The following is a 16,368-nucleotide window of genomic DNA, read 5'->3' as shown; positions in this document are numbered from 1 at the left end:
CCCCCCCCCCCCCCCCCCCCCCCCCCCCCCCCCCCCCCCCCCCCCCCCCCCCCCCCCCCCCCCCCCCCCCCCCCCCCCCCCCCCCCCCCCCCCCCCCCCCCCCCCCCCCCCCCCCCCCCCCCCCACCTCACCCGCCCGATCCGCCTCTGCACCACCCATGGAGTTCCACCATGCCCACGCGCCGCACCGCCCGTACCGCCCTCGCCGGCGCCGCTCTGCTCACCCTGCTCACCGGCTGCGCCCCCACCGGCACACCCGCCGCACCCGCGCCCGGCGACATCACCGGCACGCTGCCGGCCGCGCACGTGCACGCCGTCGCCGTCGACCCGGGCGACGGTGCACTGCTGCTGGCCACCCACGAAGGGCTGGTCACCGTCGGTGACGACGGCCGGCCGGCAGCCGTCGGCCCGGTCATCGACCTGATGGGGTTCACCGTCGCCGGCCCCGACCACTACCTGGCCTCGGGCCACCCTGGGCTGCGCACCGACCTGCCCAACCCGGTCGGGCTCATCGAGAGCACCGACGGGGGTGAGACCTGGACGCCGCTGTCGCGCACCGGCGAGTCGGACTTCCACGCCCTCACCGCCCTGCCCGGAGGCGGTGCGCTGGGCTTCGACGGAACGCTGCTGCGCACCACCGACGGCACCACCTGGGAGCAGCTGGCCATCCCGGCCGAGCCGCACACGCTCACCGCCGCCCCCGACGGCCAGGTGCTGGCCACCACCGGTGCCGGGCTGCTGCGCTCCACCGACGCCGGAGCGACGTGGGCGCCGGTAGACGGGGCTCCGCTGCTACAGGTGGTCACCTGGCTCGGTGACGGCACGGCCGCGGTCGGCATCACACCAGACGGCGCGGTGTGGACCAGTACCGACGCCGCGGCCAGCTGGACCCACCGCGGGCATCTGGACGCGACGCCGGAAGCGGTGGCCGCGACCACCGTCGACGGCGACGTGCGCGTCCTCGTCGTGGCCGACCACGGCCTGCTGGAATCCACCGACGGCGGCGCCACGTTCACCACGCTGTTGTCGGCCTGAGCCCCGGCGCGGGTCAGCCGGTCGGTCAGTCGCGCAACGCCGATCCCTCGAACTCCGGAACGGGCCGGGTCCGCCGTGCCGGGCGCGGTCCTCGCCTCCACCGACGGCGGGACGACCTTCACGGAGCTGTACCGCGGGGTGTGACGAGCCCCCGTCAGCCGGGGAGCCGGCGGCGTCCCCGCTCCCCCAGGTGGCCCATCAGCAGGAAGGCACCCCAGGGGACGATCACCCAGAACGGCCAGAAGTACAGGAACTCGCCTGCGGCGATCGAGGTCACCGCCCAGATCGCCAGCACGAGCAGCGCCGTGCTCGACCACGATCCCCAGGCCTGCCGGCCGTGTGAGAACCCGTGGCGCGTGGCGCCGGGCGTGCAGGGGCTCGTGCCCGCGGGAACCGGCGCCGGCGCGGGCCGGGCGGGTGCGGCCGGCAGGTCGGCGGTGAGCTCGGCCAGCTCACCGAAGGTGCGGGCGGCGTAGGCGCGGGCGAGGCGCTCGTCGTACTCGGCGACGGTGAGCCGGCCCTCCGACATGGCGTGCCCGAGCGCGGTGGCGACGGCGGCGCGGTCGGAGTCGGCGGCGCGCAGGTAGGGCTCGGGCACGGTGCTCTCCTCGCTCGGGGACACCAGTCTGGTCCGGCGGGGCGGGCGTGGACCACTGACAGCTGTCACCGGTTCCACGTGGAACCCGTCAGCTGCGTGGAGGCGCGGGTCAGCCCGCCGGCGGGGCCGCCTGGGCGGTGAGGTGGCGGCCGATGACCATGCGCTGGATCTGGTTGGTGCCCTCGAAGATCTGCATGACCTTCGCCTCGCGCATGTACCGCTCGGCCGGGTGGTCACGGGTGTAGCCGGCTCCGCCCAGCACCTGGACGGCGTCGGTGGTCACCTTCATCGCCGCGTCGGTGGCGACCAGCTTGGCGATGCTGGCCTGCCGGGAGAACGGCTTGCCGGCGTCCTTGCGGCGGGCGGCGACCAGGTAGGTGGCGCGGGCCGACTCCACGGCCGCCGCCATGTCGGCCAGCAGGAAGGCCACGCCCTGGTGCTCGGCGATCGGGCGGCCGAACGCCTCTCGCTCGACCGCGTAGGCGACGGCGACGTCGAGGGCCGACTGCGCCAGCCCCACGGCGACGGCGCTGATGCCCAGCCGCCCGGAGTCCAGCGCCCCGAGGGCGATCGCCATGCCCCGCCCGGGCTCGCCGACCAGCCGGTCGGCGGGGATCGGCACGTCGTCCAGGCGGATCGCCGCGGTGGTGGAGCCGGTCAGGCCCATCTTCTCCTCGGGCTTCGCGGCGCTGAACCCGGGCAGGTCGGGCGTCAGGTGGAAGCAGGAGACGCCCCGGGGTCCGTCCGCGGGCGTGCGCAGGAACGTCGAGTAGAAGTCGGCGTGCCCGCCGTGGGTGACCCACGCCTTCTCGCCGCGGGCGACCCAGCCGTCGTCGGTGGCGGTGGCCGTGGCGCGCATCGCGGCGACGTCGGAGCCGGCATGCGCCTCCGACAGCGAGTAGGCGCCCAGCAGCCCGCCGCCGACCATCTCGGGCAGCAGGTCCCGGCGCTGCGCCTCGGTGCCGAAGTTCGCGATGGGGGAGCAGGCGAGCGTGTGCACGCTGATGCCGAGGGCGACGCTCGCCCAGCGGGCCGCCAGCTCCTCGAGCACCTGCAGGTAGACGGCGTAGGGCTGTCCGCCGCCCCCTACCTCCTCGGGGAACGGCAGGCCCATCAGGCCGGCGTCACCCAGCAGCCGGAAGACCTCGCGGGGGAAGCGCTCCTCCCGCTCGTAGGCCGCCGCCTTCGGCACGAGCTCCGCGTCGGCGATCTCCCGGGTGAGGGCCAGCAGGTCCTCGGCCTCGGGCGTGGGCAGCTCGCGCTCGACGGCCACGGATCTCCTCCGGAAGGTCGGGGAACAGTACTGCTGACCGTACCGCAGTACTGTTCTGCGACCAGGTCCATGCTGGCCCGCCGGGAGGAGGTGGCATGGAGACCGCTGAGGGGCGGCTGACCCGTCGCCAGGCCGAGCTGCTCGACCAGCTCGAGGAGGTGTTCCTCGCCGAGGGCTTCGCCGGGTTCACGCTCGAAGACCTCGCCGTCCGGCTGCGCTGCTCGAAGAGCACGCTCTACGCGCTGGCCGGGAGCAAGGAGCAGCTGGCGCTCCGGGTGATCCGGCACTTCTTCCGCAAGGCGACGGCGGCGGTCGAGGCGCGCACCGTCACCGAGGCCGACCCCGCCCGGCGGGTGACCGCCTACCTGACCGCGGTCGCCGCCGCCCTCGCCCCCGCGGGGCCGGCCTTCCACCGGGACCTGGACGCCTTTCCCCCGGGGCGGGAGATCTACGAGCGCAACACCGCCCTGGCGGCCGGGCGGGTGCGCGAGCTGATCGCCGAGGGCGTCGCCCAGGGCCGGTTCCGCGAGGTGCACCCGGCGCTGGTTGCCGACACGGTGACCACGCTGATGCTGCGCATCGGCCGCGGCGACACCGGGCGCGCGACCGGCCTGGACGACGCGACGGCCTACCGGGAGCTGGCCGCCCTGCTGCTGCACGGCATCACCTTGTGATGATCTCCGCCGTGCGGGTGGAGGAAGCGGCGTGGGACGACGCCGACGTGCGACGGCTGACCACCGACCAGCAGACGGAGGTCCGCGCCCGCTACGGCGGCAAGGAGGAGCCGGGCACCCACCCCTCCGCGGCCGACGTCGCCGTGGTGCTGCTCGCCCGCGACGACGACGCGACTCCGCTGGGTTGCGGGGCGCTCCGGGCGCTCGGCGACGGCGTGGCCGAGGTGAAGCGCATGTACGTGGTGCCGGCGGCACGGGGCCGCGGGGTGTCGAAGGCGGTGCTCGCCGGGCTGGAGGACGCCGCACGCGCCCGGGGGTGGACCAGCCTGCGGCTGGAGACCGGCCCACTACAGCCGGAGGCGATCGGCCTCTACTCGGGCGCCGGGTACCGGCCGATCGGCGCGTTCGGGGACTACGTGGGCGACCCGGACGCGGTGGACTCGCTGTTCTTCGCGAAGGAGCTCGACGCGACCTGAGGCCGTTCGGATACCGGCCGGTCCCCTTCCTCGCGGCCGCGCTGTGTGAGGGTGGAGCCATGCGCATCCGGGAGCTCGTCCTGCTCGCCGCCGTGGCGACCGCTCCGCTCGGCCTCACCGCCTGCGGTGGCTCCAGCGTCGAGGACTTCTGCGACCAGTACCTGGCGACCGCCGAGATCGAGCCGGAGGACGGGGAGGAGGCCCGGGAGGTGCTCGAGGACCTGGCCGACAGCGTTCCCGACGAGGTGGACGAGGTGCAGGAGGCCGCCCGGTACATGGCCGAGAACTTCCCTGCCGCTGGCGACCTGGACAGCGCGGTCGCGGAGGGGCAGCTGGGCGAGGAGGAGCTGACGGAGTTCCTCGCCGCGGCGGACACCGTCAGCGCCTATGGCGACGAGAACTGCCAGGGCTGAGCGTCGGCGACGTTCCCGCGGGATCGCCGGCGTTCCCGGCGGCGGGGAGGCGACCGCGGTCTCCCAGGAGGAAGCCGTGAACCGGATCCGCCGCTCCGGACATCAAGGGATGTGACCACTTCACCGATCGCGGCCGGATCACCACCGGCCGTGACCCCGACGGCGCTGCACCGGTCCGCCGGTCCACCCGCCGAACCCCCGCGGCTGCGCGCCCTGCCCGACTCGCTCCCCAGCGACGCGGAGCTGATCGCCCGGTCGGTCGACGACCCGGCGGAGTTCGCCCCGCTGTTCGACCGGCACGCTGCCACGGTGCACCGCTACCTGGGCCGCCGGGTGGGGGAGCTGGCCGATGACCTGCTCAGCGAGACGTTCCTCATCGCCTTCCGGCGCCGGGCGGCCTACCGGGCCGACCACGTCGAGGTCCGGCCGTGGCTGCTGGGCATCGCGACGAACGTCGTCCACGGGCACGTGCGCACCGAGCAGCGCCGCTACAAGGCGCTGGCCCGCGCGGCCGCCGAGCCCGAGCGGCCCGGCGACGACCCAGGGGACGCCGCCGGCCGGCTCGACGCCGAGGCGCTGCGCGGCCCGCTCGCCGCGGCGCTCGCCGGCCTGAAGCCGCGCGACCGCGACGCCCTGCTGCTGCTCGCCTGGGGCCAGCTCGGCTACGAGGAGATCGCCGCCGTCCTCGACGTCCCCGTCGGCACGGTGCGGTCCCGGCTGCACCGCGCTCGCCGCCAGACCCGCGCCGCGCTCGGCGGCGTCCTCCCGCTCGACCCGACCTCCGAGGAGGAGGACCGATGAACGACGTGACGCTCCTGCGCGAGGCGGGCCCCGCGGCGCCGCCGCTCTCCCCCGCCGCCCGCTCGGCCGCCCGCGCCGCGCTGCTCGCCGAGATCGAGGGGCCGGCCCCCCGACGGGCGCGCCGGCCGAGCCGTAAGGCCACCCTGCGCATCGGGCTGGCCGCCGTCACGGTGGCGGCGGCCTGGGCCGCCGCCGTCGTCATCGCCGCGCCCGACGGGCCGGGGACCCCGGCAGAGAGCGTGACCCTGGTGGACTTCCGGATGCCGACCTTCCCGCTGTCGCTGGAGCCCGAGCCCGTGGGGATGCGGCCCGGCTTCACCGGGGACGGGGAGTCCGCCGGCTTCGCCGAGTACGACTCCGCGGACGGGGCCGACCGGTTCACCGTGGGGGTGCACGGGGACGAGCCCGACGGGTGGGAGGACTCCTTCGAGCACGTCGACGTCACGGAGCGCTCGCAAATCAGCGTCGACGGTGTGTCCGCCGACCTGGTCCACGGGACCCGGGACGTGTACTGCGACGACGGCCTGACGGTCTGTGGGCGGGAGCGCTTCGCCGAGCTCCTCTGGGAACGCAGGGACGACCAGTGGGTGACGATGACCGGTGAGGGCCGGTACAGCGCGACCGCCGACCTGCTCGCGGTCGCCGAGTCGCTGGTCGATCGGCCGCAGCGGGCCACGCTCGCCGCCGAGCTCGCACCGCTGGGCTGGTCGGTGCAGTTCTACAAGATGGGGCGGGTCCTCACCCTGGTGAACGACGCCTACGAGCAGCAGACGATCACGGTGCACGTGCCGCTGCCGGAGGACGTGTCGCCGCTCGCCGAGGTGCGCGCGAACCTCATGGGTCCGGTGGGGCCGCAGCTGGAGGTGGTGGTGCAGGGCCGGCCGGCAGCTCTGGTCCGGGTCGACAACGGGCCCAGGGACCGGGGCTGGTTCCTGCAGGCGCAGTTCGAGGACGGGACGACCTTCACCCTCCAGGTGCCCGACGCGTTCACCCAGGAGCAGGTCCTGCAGTTCGCCGAGCAGGTGACCTACCACCCCTGAGCCCACGAGATCTGCACACCGGCCCCCGTCGACGGCCCGATGGGGGCGAGTGTGCAGATCTCGCCGGGGCAGCGGGGCGGCGATGTGGTGAGCTGAGCGCATGCCCGACACCTGGCCCACCAGCGACCGCACCGAGGTGGAGCTCACCGCCGGCGACGCCCGCCTCGCCCTGGACCTCCGCGGCGGGACCCTCCGCCGGCTCGCGGTCGGGGATTGGGAGGTCCTCGACGGCTACCCGGCCGGTCGGGTGCTGCCCGGCTGGCGCGGCGCGACCCTCGTGCCCTGGCCGAACCGGCTCCGGCACGGCCGGTGGAGCTGGCGCGGCGAGGAGCTCCAGCTCGACGTCCGTTCGCCCGACGAGCCGCACGCCATCCACGGCCTGGTCGCCTGGCAGCCGTGGACGGTGCTGGCGGAAGCGGACCGGTCCGTCACGGTCGGGACGACGGTGGAGCCGCACCCCGGCTATCCGTTCCGCCTCGCCGTCGCGGTGGACCACACGCTCGACGCCGACCGGCTCACCTGCACGCTCCGCGTCCGCAACACCGGCGACCGGCCGGCGCCGTTCGGCGCCGGTTTCCACCCCTACCTCTCCGTCGGGGCCACCCAGGACGGCGGCATCGGCGACGCGGAGGTGGAGCTCCCGGCCCGCACCGAGCTGGCGCTGGACGGCGGCCTGCCGACGGGGGAGCGGCGGCCGTTCGACGGCGCCGTCGGCCGGATCGGCGACCGGGCGCTCGACGTCCCGCTCACCGACCTCGACCGGGACGACCAGGGGTGGTGGCGCGTGCGGCTGCGCGGCGCCGCGGGGGAGCTGATGCTCTCGGCCGACGCCGCCTGGCCGTGGCTGCAGGTCTACAGCGGCGACACCCTGCCCGAGGGCCAGTGGCGGCGCAGCCTCGCCGTCGAGCCGATGACCTGCCCGCCCAACGCGCTCGCCGACGACGTCGACCTGCACGTGCTCGAGCCGAGCGCGGAGTGGGCCGGCACCTGGTCCCTCGCCTGGACGCCGGCGGGCTGAGATGCGCGTCGCGGAGCTCTGGCGCTACCCGGTGAAGTCGCTGCAGGGCGAGCGGCTGGCCGAGGCGGAGCTCGGCCCGCTCGGCATCAGCGGCGACCGGCGGTGGGCGCTGTTCGACCGCGACACCGGCTTCGGCCTCACCGCCCGCCGGGTGCCCGAGCTGCTGTTCGGCGCGGCCCGCGTGCGCCCGGACGGCGGGGTCGAGGTGGTGCTCCCCGACGGAACGGTCACCACGGACGAGGCCGTGCTCTCGGACTGGCTCGGCCGCCGGGTGGAGCTGCGGGCGGCCGGGGACGACGACACCGTCCCCACCTACGAGTCGGCCGTGGGCGACGACGAGCCCGATCCGAACGAGTGGCGGCAGTGGGAGGGCGCCCCCGGCCCGTTCCACGACAGCCCCCGCATCCGGCTCTCCCTGGTCTCCACCGGCACGCTGGGCACCTGGGACCGCCGCCGCTTCCGGGCCAACGTCGTGCTGGACGGCGCCGGCGAGGACGCGCTGCGCGGCACGGAGGCGGACCTGGGCAGCGCGCGGCTGCGGTTCGGCACCGGCATCCCGCGGTGCGTGATGACCACCCGCCCGCAGCCCGGCGGCATCCCGCGCGACACCTCGGTGCTCAAGACGGTGCACCGCGAGCGGGAGGGGCTGCTCGCCGTGCGGGCCGCCGTCCTCGCACCCGGGCAGGTCCGGGTCGGCGACGAGCTGCGCCGGACGGCAGACTGACGACCGTGCGCACCGTCGATCTGCGTCCCGGCGAGGACAGCATCCGGCTCGGCCAGCTGCTCAAGCTGGTCGACGCCGTCCCCACCGGCGCCCAGGTCAAGGACGTGCTGCTCTCCGGCGCGGTGACGGTGAACGGTGAGCCGGAGGACCGGCGCGGCCGGCAGCTCCGCTCCGGCGACGTGGTGGCGATCGAGGGCCACGAGGACGTCCGCATCGCCTGAAGAAGGACCCCCTGACCCCCGCGACTCGCAGGCTCGCCGCGGGACCCTGCAGGGGGCCGCGTGGAACCGACCCGGGAAAGGAGCCGCATGACCGCACCGCTGGCGTCCCGGCTGCGCGGTTTCGGGACGACGATCTTCGCCGAGATGAGCGCGCTCGCCGTCGCCACCGGGTCGATCAACCTGGGTCAGGGCTTTCCCGACTACCCCGGCCCGGCGGAGGTGCTCGACGCCGCCCGCGCCGCCATCGGCACCGGCGCCGACCAGTACCCGCCCGGCCCGGGCATCCCCGAGCTGCGCTCCGCCGTCGCCGAGCACCGGCAGCGGTTCTCGGGTGGCACCTACGATCCCGACACCGAGGTGCTGGTCACCGCCGGCGCGACCGAGGCGCTGGCGGCGGCGATGCTCGCCCTGCTGGAGCCCGGCGACGAGGTGGTCCTCTTCGAGCCCATCTACGACAGCTACAGCGCCTCGGTCGCCATGGCCGGCGGCGTGGTGCGCCCCGTCCCGCTGCACCCGCCCGCGGACGGCTCGGGCCCCTGGGTGTTCGACGAGGCGGAGCTGCGCGCCGCGATCACGCCGCGCACCCGGCTGCTGCTGGTCAACTCCCCGCACAACCCGACCGGCACGGTGCTCACCCGCGACGAGCTGGCCGTGCTGGCCGAGCTCGCCACCACGCACGACCTCACGGTGGTCACCGACGAGGTCTACGAGCACCTGGTGTTCGACGGCGCGGAGCACGTCTCCCTCGCCACGCTGCCCGGCATGCGCGAGCGGACGCTCGTCGTCTCCAGCGGCGGCAAGACGTTCAACGTGACCGGCTGGAAGGTCGGCTGGGTCTGCGGTCCGGCTCCGCTGGTGGCCGCAGTCCGCACCGCCAAGCAGTTCCTCACCTACGTCAACGGCGGGCCGTTCCAGCCCGCGGTCGCCGCGGGGCTGCGGCTGCCGGAGGCGTACTTCACCGGTATCGCCCGCGACCTGCAGTACCGCCGCGACGTCCTGGTGGCGGGGCTGCGCGAGGCCGGGCTGCCGGTGATCAGCCCGCAGGCGACCTACTTCGCCACCGTCGACGTCCGCGGGGTGCAGCCCGACGGCGACGGGCTCGCCTTCTGCCGGGCGCTGCCGGAGCGGGCCGGCGTGGTCGCCGTCCCGACCGTGGTCTTCTACACGCCCGAGCACGCCGCCCTCGGGCGGCACCTGGTGCGGTTCGCGTTCTGCAAGAGGGATGACGTGCTCGGCGAGGCGGTCGAGCGGTTGAGGAGGCTGGCATGAGGGTCGCAGCGGTGCAGCACGACATCGTCTGGGAGGACCGGGAGGCGAACTTCGCCCGGCTCGCCCCGCAGGTGGCCCGGGCGGCCGCCGCCGGCGCCGAGCTGGTGCTGCTCACCGAGACCTTCTCCACCGGGTTCTCGATGACGCCGGGCATCGGGGAGCCCGAGGACGGGCCGTCGGCGGCGTTCCTCGCCGCGCAGGCCGCCGAGCACGGCGTGTGGGTGGGCGGCAGCTGCCCGGAGATCGCCCCGGGGGAGCAGCTGCCCTACAACTCCTTCGTCCTGGCCGGGCCGGACGGCGGGACGCACCGCTACCGCAAGCTGCACCCCTTCACCCACGGCGGCGAGCACGAGCGGTTCCGCGCCGGCGACGGGCCGCTCACGGTGACCATCGGGGGGCTCAGGATCACCCCGTTCATCTGCTACGACCTGCGCTTCGCCGACGTCTTCTGGCGCGCCGCCCTGGAGACCGACCTCTACGTGGTGGTGGCCAACTGGCCGGCCGCCCGGCGCCTGCACTGGCAGACGCTGCTGCAGGCCCGGGCGATCGAGAACCAGGCCTACGTCGTGGGGTGCAACCGGGTGGGCACCGCCGGGGACGGCACCGAGCACACGGGGGACAGCCGGATCGTGAGCCCCATGGGCGAGCTGCTGGCCACCGCCGCCGGGACCGAGACCCTCGTGCTCGCCGACGTCGACGCCGCCGAGGTGGCGGCCACCCGCGACCGGCTGCGGTTCCTCCCCGACCGGCGCGGCTGAGAGGCCGGCGTCAGCTCCGGGGCGTGCCGTCCTGGTCGACGGTGATCTGCTCGCGCAGCACCTGCTCGCTGACCGTCTCCCGGCCCTCCACCACCTCCGTGCGCAGCCGTACCCGCTCCACGGGCACCACCTCGACACCGAACACCGGCCGCTCGGCGTGCAGCACGATCTCGTCCGGCAGGCCCGTCGCGGCGGTGTCCTCGGGCACCAGCGACTCACCGGAGTGGGCGGCGTCCCCGGCCGCCGCGGTGCCGTCCAGCGGGATCTCCTCCAGGCGGATCTCCTCGCGCCGGATGGGCACCGTCACCTGCACCTCCTCGGTGACGACGTACTTGACCAGACGGACCCGCCGGTCGGCGACCCGCTCGGTGTCGACCCGCAGCCGTTCCTCGCTCCGCGTCATGGCGCCGTCGGTCGGGGTCGCGGCGTCGTCGGGTTCCCGGTGGCGCCCACCGCCGTTTCCCGCGCCCCGCGCCTCGTCGATGCCGTAGTGGCGCCGCAGCTCGGCCTCCTCGCCCGGGTCGAGGTGGTTCCCGCCGACGGCCGGGGCGCTCGTCACCGCCTCCGCGGTGACCGGCAGCCGCAGTCGGCCGTCCTCCCAGGAGGCCTCGCGGGCGGGCACGATCGAGTGCCGGGTGCCGAACAGGCCGGTGGTCACCGCCACCCAGGTCGGCTCACCGGTCCGGTCGTCGACGAAGAAGTGTTCGACGGTGCCCAGTTTGTCGCCACCGTCGCCGTAGGCGGTGCTGCCGATCGCTTCCGCGACCTGGTGCTCGCTCAACATGGGTCGGCTCCCTCCATGCGGCGCGCCCGGTCGCGCGTCCCGCCGTACAAGGCTGCCCACCGGGCGGGGTCGGTGAACATCGGCTGCCGCGCCTCAGCCGCCCGGCACCACCAGGTCGACCACCACGGACCGGTGATCGCTGCCCCGCACCGGGACGAAGCCGCAGCCGGCGACGGCGAGTCGCGGATCGACGAGCACGTGGTCGAGGGCCAGCCGGGGGACCGGGACCCGCAGCGGCCGCCAGGTCCAGGTGTGCCCCACGCCGACGGCGCGGGCGGCATCCAGGTACCCCAGCCGCAGGACCGCGCGCAGCGCCGCGTGGTCGAGCGTGGCGTTGAAGTCGCCGGCGAGCACCCGCAGCACCGCCGGATCGGGAGCCGGCAGGGCGGCGAGGTCGGCGGTCCAGGCGCGGACGGCGGCCGGTGACGTCGCCGGGGGCACGGCGTGCACCGCGGTGATCTCGAGCGCGGGCCCCGCGCCGATCGGCAGCCGGACCGTCGGCTGCTCGAAGCCGCCCGGCACGGCTCCGCGGCCGTCGACCGGCAACCGGCTCCAGACGCCACCGGAGGCCGCCGCGACGCTGCCCGGCCGGGCGGGGATGACGTGGGCGTGCGGCAGCAGCTCCGCCAGCCCGGCGGCGGTCAAGCGCCCCTCGGCCTCCGGGGTGAGCTCCTGCACCGCCAGGACGTCGACCCCGTGCCGGCGGACCAGCTCGACGACCGGCTCGGCGGGGACCAGCCCCCGGCGCAGGCTCACCGTGGCGATGCGCACCCGTCGCCCCGTCGGCGGGTCGCCGGCGGGCGGCCTGCCCCGGTGCGAGCGCACGGCGGCGCCGAGCGTGGCGCCCGCCGCCGCGGCGAGCAGGGTGCCCGCCCGTGACCGGGCCCGCACGGCCGCGACCAGGGGGACGACGGCGGCGGCGGCGGCGTACGGGGTGAACGCCAGCGCGGGCACCAGCGGGAAGCCCCGCTCGGCGCCGGCGCGGCGCAGCACCGCCCACACCGCCCACGGCGTGGCGGCCGCGACGGCCCACCGGGGATCGGTATCGGTCCGGGCCATGGCGGTCACGCTAGCCAGGGCGCCGGTGGGCCGCCGCCCCGGTCGGTGCCCTACGGTCGGGCCGTGGTCGCCGAGCAGCTCGAGATCGAGCGGAAGTTCGACGTGGACGAGGCGTTCGTGCCGCCGTCCCTGGACGCGGTCCCCGGCGTCGCGGTCGTGGACGCCCCGGTGGTCCACCAGCTGGCGGCGGTCTACCACGACACCCCGGACCTCCGGCTCGTGCGCGCCCGGGTCACCCTGCGCCGCCGCACCGGGGGGCCGGACGAGGGCTGGCACCTCAAGCTCCCGGCGGACGGGGCCCGCCGGGAGCTGCACGCGCCGCTGGCGCACGGCACCGACGTGGCACCGGCCGAGCTCCTGGAGGTGGTCGCCGGGCTCCTGGCCGGGGAGGTGCCCGGGCCGGTGGTGACGATGCGCACCCGGCGGGTGGTCACCGCGCTGCGGGACGCGGCCGGCCGGGTGCTGGCCGAGCTCGCCGACGACACGGTGACCGCGACGGTGGCCGCGACCGCTCCCGGCGACGTCCCCGAGGTGCGCAGCTGGCGCGAGCTGGAGGTCGAGCTCGTCGACGGCTCCGAGCCGATCCTGGCCGCCGTGGGCGACGTGCTCGTCGCCGCCGGCGCCCGCCCTTCCCCGCGGGCGTCGAAGCTGGCCTCCGCGCTCTCCTCCCGGCTCGACGGCACCGGCTGATCCCGCTCCGGGAACACCCCGGCGTCCTCCGTCGTCCATCCTCTGCACCGGCGTGCATCGACCCGGTCCCGCCGTGCTCCCCGATCCCGCCGGAGGTCCGCCCTGTCCCTCATCGGTCTGCTGGGCTTCGGGACGGTCGTCCTGCTGGCCGTGGGGTTGCTGCACGCCTACCTGTGGCTCCGGCTGGTCCGGAGCACCACCGAGCCCGGCCGCCTGCGCCGCTGGCTCACCCTGCTCACCGTCCTCCTGGCGGTGTCGCCGGTGGCGGCGCTGCTGTCGCGCGGCGTGCTGCCGCTGGACGCCGGCACCCCGCTGAGCTGGATCGGCTACAGCTGGCTCGGCATCGCCCTCTACGCCGTGCTCGCGCTGCTCGTCCTCGAACCGGTGCGGCTGGTCGGGAACGCGCTGATCAGCAGGCGTAGCGGGGGAGTTGTGCGCCAGGTCGTCCCGAGTGGGGCGTGGAGCGCTCCGCGGAGGGACGACGCAGCGGCTCCGTCCGACAGGGGGACGCCACCTGGCCGCGGCGCCGTCCGGGCGGACGGCGACCTCCTCGCCGACGCCCCCGCCGATGCTCCGGCCGACGCCCCTGCCGACGCCCCTGCCGACGGCATGGGGCGGCGGCTCTTCCTGGCCCGCGGCCTCGCGGTGACCGCCGGAGCGGTCGCCCTGGGCACCGCCGGCACGGGCGCCTGGTTCGCCAACTCCGCGCCGGTGGTGCGGCGGGTGCCGGTCACCCTGCGGGGGCTGGACCCGGCGCTGGACGGGCTGCGGATCGTCACCTTCTCCGACGGCCACCTGTCGGCCACCTACGGCGGACGGCGGTTCGAACGGGTCGTGGAGCTGGTCAACGAGCAGCGGCCGGACGTGGTGGCCATCGTCGGCGACCTGGTCGACGGCGACGTCGACGAGCTGCGGGAGGACGTGGCCCCGCTGGCGGACCTGGTCAGCGAGCAGGGCGTCTACTTCGTCACCGGGAACCACGAGTACTTCGTCGACACCCGGGCCTGGATGCGGCACCTGCCGACCCTGGGCGTGGACGTGCTGCGCAACGAGCGGGTGGCGATCCGCCGCGGCGCCGCGTCCTTCGACCTCGCCGGGATCGACGACCGGACCGCGGCGGCCTCGGGCCTGCCCGGTCACGGCGCCGACCTGGACGCCGCGCTGGACGGGCGCGACGACGCCACCCCGGTGGTCCTGCTCGCGCACCAGCCGGTGATGGTGGAGCAGGCGGCCGCGGCCGGCGTCGACCTGCAGCTGTCCGGGCACACCCACGGCGGGCAGCTCTGGCCGTTCGACTACGCCGTGCGGCTCGACCAGCCCTCCGTGGAGGGCTGGTCCCGGCACGGCGACACCCAGCTGTACGTCTCCTCGGGGGCGGGCTACTGGGGCCCGCCGATGCGCATCGGCGCCCGGCCGGAGGTCACGGTCGTGGAGCTGCGGGCGCCGGGTCGCTGAGCCGGCGCCGAGCCCCCGGTTCGGTGGGTGCGGCGGGCATGTCGAGCCGCGCCGTCGGGTGTCCAGCCGCGCCGTGACGCGGCGGGACGTCCGGTGCAGCGGCTCGACCCATGCCGAACGGGGTCAGGCCCTGGAGAGGGCGTCGAAGGCCTCGGTCAGGCACCCCCCGAGTTCGCGCTCCCCGTCGCTGTCGGCCCACACGAGCATCCCGGTGGTGAACGCGGCGAGGTGGGCACTGGCGATCACCAGGTCCGACGACCGGACGGGCTGATCGCCGGCGCTGGCCTCGGCGACCATCGTGGCCGTCATCCGGTCGAACTCCCCGGCCCGGTACCGCAGCGCGGGGCTGCCGGCGATGATCCGCCAGCGCGCGAGCAGCTGGGCCCGCTCCCCGTCGTCGAAGCTGGTCAGCGAGTTCACCGCCGCCTGTCGGATCCGCACGCCCAGCGGCTGGTCGGCCGGCTGGGCGGCGATGAGCTCGGCCACCTGGTGCGGCGCGAGGAGGGCCATGATCAGGTGCTCCTTGCTCGGGTAGTGCGCGTAGAAGGTGGGCACCGACACGCCGGCGGCGGACGCGATGCGGGCGATCGGCACCTGGTCGTAGCCCTCGTCCTCGAACAGCCGCAGCGCCACCTCGTAGATGCGCAGGTGGGTGGCCCCCCACCTGCGCCTGCGCCAGTCGGGTGAGTCCGTCACACGGTGATCATCGACCGGTCATCCGGGTGGCTGCCAGCCGCCGTACCGGGCGACATCCCGGTGGGCCACGTGACGCACGCCACGACACGATCGATGTGACGTCTCATACGACATGACGACCAGACGTCTCCTCGGGCAGTACCTTTGTCCCGTGGTCAGCCCCGTAGCAGGTCCCAAGTACCTGTCGGTCCGCGAGCACCTGCGCCGCCGGGTCGCCGCGCTGCCCGAGCTCACGGTGCTGCCCCCCGAGCCGGTCCTCTGCGCCGAGTACGGCGTCAGCCGCATCACGCTGCGGCGCGCGGTCGACGGGCTCGTGGCCGACGGCCACCTCGTGCGGGAGCAGGGCCGGGGCACCTACGTGACCCGCCCGGCCATCCGGCACGAGTACCGCGAGAGCTTCGTGCACCGCATCGCGGGCTTCAACTCGGTCATGACCGAGCAGGGCGCGCAGGTCGGCACGACGGTGCTCGTCCAGCGGGTCGTGCCGGTGCCCGCCCCCGTGGCGACCGAGCTGAAGCTGGAGCCGGGGTCGGAGGTGGTGGAGCTGGTGCGGCTGCGCAGCGTCGACGGCACGCCCAACCACGTCGCGCACAGCTTCCTGCCGGCCGCCGCGTACCCCGGCGCGGTGGACGCCGACTTCAGCGAGGGCTCCCTCTACGACTACCTGCGCCGGGAGTACGCGGCCGACCTCGCCCACGCCCGCATCGTCGTGGACGTCGGCACCGCCGCCCCCGACGAGGCCGAGGCGCTCGGCGTGGTCGCCGGCTCCCCGCTGCTGGTGGTCCGGACCACCGTGCGGGACGGCGAGGGGCGCCCGCAGGTGCACAGCTTCTCCCGACTGCGACCCGACGTCAGCCAGGTCGAGTTCGAGGTCTCCGTGGGCGGCCGCTGACGTGCCGACGACCGCGACGGGCACCCGGGAGGTGCCGCAGCCCCGCGCGGAGGTCTGGCGCGCGCTGGCGGTGCTGGAGCCCTACTGCGCCGTCTGCGACGTCTCCTACGTGCTCGCCGGCACCGGGTCCCCCGGGGTCGGCACGACGTTCGTCTGCTCGCCCGGGCAGCTCGACGGCGGCGCTCCGCGATCGGGCGCGCCACGCGGGGAGATCGTCGCGTGGGAGCCGCTCCGGCGGGTGACCACGCGCCTGGAGCTCACCCCGGAGACGTGGACGACGGAGATCGAGCTCTCCGACACCGCCGCCGGCGGCACGCGTGTCTCGATCACGATCGGTCACGAGCCCACCGGGGGCAGCCGGCTGGTCCGCCGGCTGACCCGCACCGCCGTGCGCCGGCTGGTGCAGCGGACGGTCGACGCCGAGCTGGCCAAGGTGCCCGCGCACGTGGCTCAGGCGGCCGCGGGCTCCTGACCGGGGAAGCCGTGCCGCTCG

The 16,368-nt window shown here is 75.6% G+C and carries 20 protein-coding genes; 15 read left to right on the top strand and 5 right to left on the bottom strand.

The features are described from left to right. Positions 1–170: 170 nt before the first annotated feature. Entirely contained in the window at positions 171–1,034 is an 864-nt protein-coding gene (locus tag ACI79Q_RS18340) for a F510_1955 family glycosylhydrolase (protein ID WP_456600537.1), read from the top strand. A gap of 154 nt (positions 1,035–1,188) precedes the next feature. On the opposite strand, the gene ACI79Q_RS18335 is transcribed toward ACI79Q_RS18340, so the two are convergent. Together ACI79Q_RS18335 and ACI79Q_RS18330 are read right to left on the bottom strand one after the other, a co-directional pair. After that, on the bottom strand, positions 1,189–1,632 hold the full coding sequence (locus tag ACI79Q_RS18335; protein WP_456589870.1) for a DUF1707 SHOCT-like domain-containing protein: 444 nt from the start codon (positions 1,630–1,632) through the stop codon (positions 1,189–1,191). A 109-nt stretch (positions 1,633–1,741) separates the two neighbouring features. Then, a complete protein-coding gene (locus tag ACI79Q_RS18330) occupies positions 1,742–2,905 on the bottom strand; it encodes an acyl-CoA dehydrogenase family protein (protein WP_456615150.1) in 1,164 nt (387 codons plus the stop codon). Between the two features lie 95 nt (positions 2,906–3,000). Here ACI79Q_RS18330 and ACI79Q_RS18325 point away from each other — a divergent pair, with 95 nt between their 5' ends. The 10 genes from ACI79Q_RS18325 to ACI79Q_RS18280 all read left to right on the top strand — a co-directional run bounded on the left by ACI79Q_RS18325 (position 3,001) and on the right by ACI79Q_RS18280 (position 10,299). After that, positions 3,001–3,579: a TetR/AcrR family transcriptional regulator gene (locus ACI79Q_RS18325; protein ID WP_456600535.1), complete on the top strand. Its 579-nt coding sequence runs from the start codon at positions 3,001–3,003 to the stop codon at positions 3,577–3,579. Then, complete coding sequence (locus tag ACI79Q_RS18320) at positions 3,579–4,055, top strand: GNAT family N-acetyltransferase (RefSeq protein ID WP_456600534.1); 477 nt, start codon at positions 3,579–3,581, stop codon at positions 4,053–4,055. The genes ACI79Q_RS18325 and ACI79Q_RS18320 overlap by 1 nt, the downstream gene beginning before the upstream one ends. Before the next feature lie 59 nt (positions 4,056–4,114). After that, positions 4,115–4,468, top strand: coding sequence for a hypothetical protein (locus ACI79Q_RS18315; RefSeq protein WP_456600533.1), 354 nt, complete (start codon positions 4,115–4,117; stop codon positions 4,466–4,468). A gap of 111 nt (positions 4,469–4,579) precedes the next feature. Further along, positions 4,580–5,269, top strand: a complete 690-nt coding sequence (locus tag ACI79Q_RS18310) for an RNA polymerase sigma factor (RefSeq protein WP_456600532.1) — start codon at positions 4,580–4,582, stop codon at positions 5,267–5,269. After that, on the top strand, positions 5,266–6,309 hold the full coding sequence (locus ACI79Q_RS18305) for a hypothetical protein (RefSeq protein ID WP_456615149.1): 1,044 nt from the start codon (positions 5,266–5,268) through the stop codon (positions 6,307–6,309). Before ACI79Q_RS18310 ends, ACI79Q_RS18305 begins: the two co-directional genes overlap by 4 nt. 100 nt (positions 6,310–6,409) lie before the next feature. Further along, the gene (locus ACI79Q_RS18300; protein ID WP_456615148.1) at positions 6,410–7,327 is read left to right on the top strand and encodes an aldose 1-epimerase family protein; all 918 of its coding nucleotides are present in this window, start codon (positions 6,410–6,412) and stop codon (positions 7,325–7,327) included. Position 7,328: 1 nt separating this feature from the next. Further along, positions 7,329–8,051 carry an MOSC domain-containing protein gene (locus tag ACI79Q_RS18295; protein WP_456615147.1) on the top strand — a complete coding sequence of 241 codons (723 nt, stop codon included), beginning with the start codon at positions 7,329–7,331 and terminating at the stop codon, positions 8,049–8,051. Between the two features lie 5 nt (positions 8,052–8,056). Next, positions 8,057–8,272: an RNA-binding S4 domain-containing protein gene (locus tag ACI79Q_RS18290; protein ID WP_456596040.1), complete on the top strand. Its 216-nt coding sequence runs from the start codon at positions 8,057–8,059 to the stop codon at positions 8,270–8,272. 87 nt (positions 8,273–8,359) lie between these two features. Next, positions 8,360–9,541, top strand: coding sequence for a pyridoxal phosphate-dependent aminotransferase (locus tag ACI79Q_RS18285; protein ID WP_456615146.1), 1,182 nt, complete (start codon positions 8,360–8,362; stop codon positions 9,539–9,541). Next, the gene (locus ACI79Q_RS18280; RefSeq protein WP_456615145.1) at positions 9,538–10,299 is read left to right on the top strand and encodes a nitrilase-related carbon-nitrogen hydrolase; all 762 of its coding nucleotides are present in this window, start codon (positions 9,538–9,540) and stop codon (positions 10,297–10,299) included. Before ACI79Q_RS18285 ends, ACI79Q_RS18280 begins: the two co-directional genes overlap by 4 nt. A gap of 10 nt (positions 10,300–10,309) precedes the next feature. Here ACI79Q_RS18280 and ACI79Q_RS18275 read toward each other — a convergent pair whose 3' ends face one another. Together ACI79Q_RS18275 and ACI79Q_RS18270 are read right to left on the bottom strand one after the other, a co-directional pair. Next, positions 10,310–11,083 carry a DUF2382 domain-containing protein gene (locus ACI79Q_RS18275; protein WP_456615144.1) on the bottom strand — a complete coding sequence of 258 codons (774 nt, stop codon included), beginning with the start codon at positions 11,081–11,083 and terminating at the stop codon, positions 10,310–10,312. Positions 11,084–11,176: 93 nt separating this feature from the next. Further along, on the bottom strand, positions 11,177–12,142 hold the full coding sequence (locus ACI79Q_RS18270) for an endonuclease/exonuclease/phosphatase family protein (protein ID WP_456589857.1): 966 nt from the start codon (positions 12,140–12,142) through the stop codon (positions 11,177–11,179). A gap of 63 nt (positions 12,143–12,205) precedes the next feature. Here ACI79Q_RS18270 and ACI79Q_RS18265 point away from each other — a divergent pair, with 63 nt between their 5' ends. Both ACI79Q_RS18265 and ACI79Q_RS18260 read left to right on the top strand, forming a co-directional pair. Next, entirely contained in the window at positions 12,206–12,832 is a 627-nt protein-coding gene (locus ACI79Q_RS18265) for a CYTH domain-containing protein (RefSeq protein WP_456589856.1), read from the top strand. Positions 12,833–12,982: 150 nt separating this feature from the next. After that, positions 12,983–14,287, top strand: coding sequence for a metallophosphoesterase (locus tag ACI79Q_RS18260; RefSeq protein WP_456615143.1), 1,305 nt, complete (start codon positions 12,983–12,985; stop codon positions 14,285–14,287). Positions 14,288–14,410: 123 nt separating this feature from the next. Here the strand turns inward: ACI79Q_RS18260 and ACI79Q_RS18255 are convergent, their stop codons facing one another. Further along, on the bottom strand, positions 14,411–14,983 hold the full coding sequence (locus ACI79Q_RS18255) for a TetR/AcrR family transcriptional regulator (RefSeq protein ID WP_456615142.1): 573 nt from the start codon (positions 14,981–14,983) through the stop codon (positions 14,411–14,413). A 151-nt stretch (positions 14,984–15,134) separates the two neighbouring features. Between ACI79Q_RS18255 and ACI79Q_RS18250 the strand changes: the two genes are divergently transcribed. After that, positions 15,135–15,875 carry a GntR family transcriptional regulator gene (locus ACI79Q_RS18250; protein WP_456613527.1) on the top strand — a complete coding sequence of 247 codons (741 nt, stop codon included), beginning with the start codon at positions 15,135–15,137 and terminating at the stop codon, positions 15,873–15,875. 1 nt (position 15,876) lies between these two features. Then, entirely contained in the window at positions 15,877–16,347 is a 471-nt protein-coding gene (locus ACI79Q_RS18245; protein WP_456615141.1) for an SRPBCC family protein, read from the top strand. Positions 16,348–16,368: the final 21 nt, after the last annotated feature.

This window comes from Blastococcus sp. SYSU DS0828, assembly GCF_054050975.1.
The sequence above is the reverse complement of the archived record's forward strand: the minus strand, read 5'-3'. Positions and strand labels throughout refer to the sequence as shown.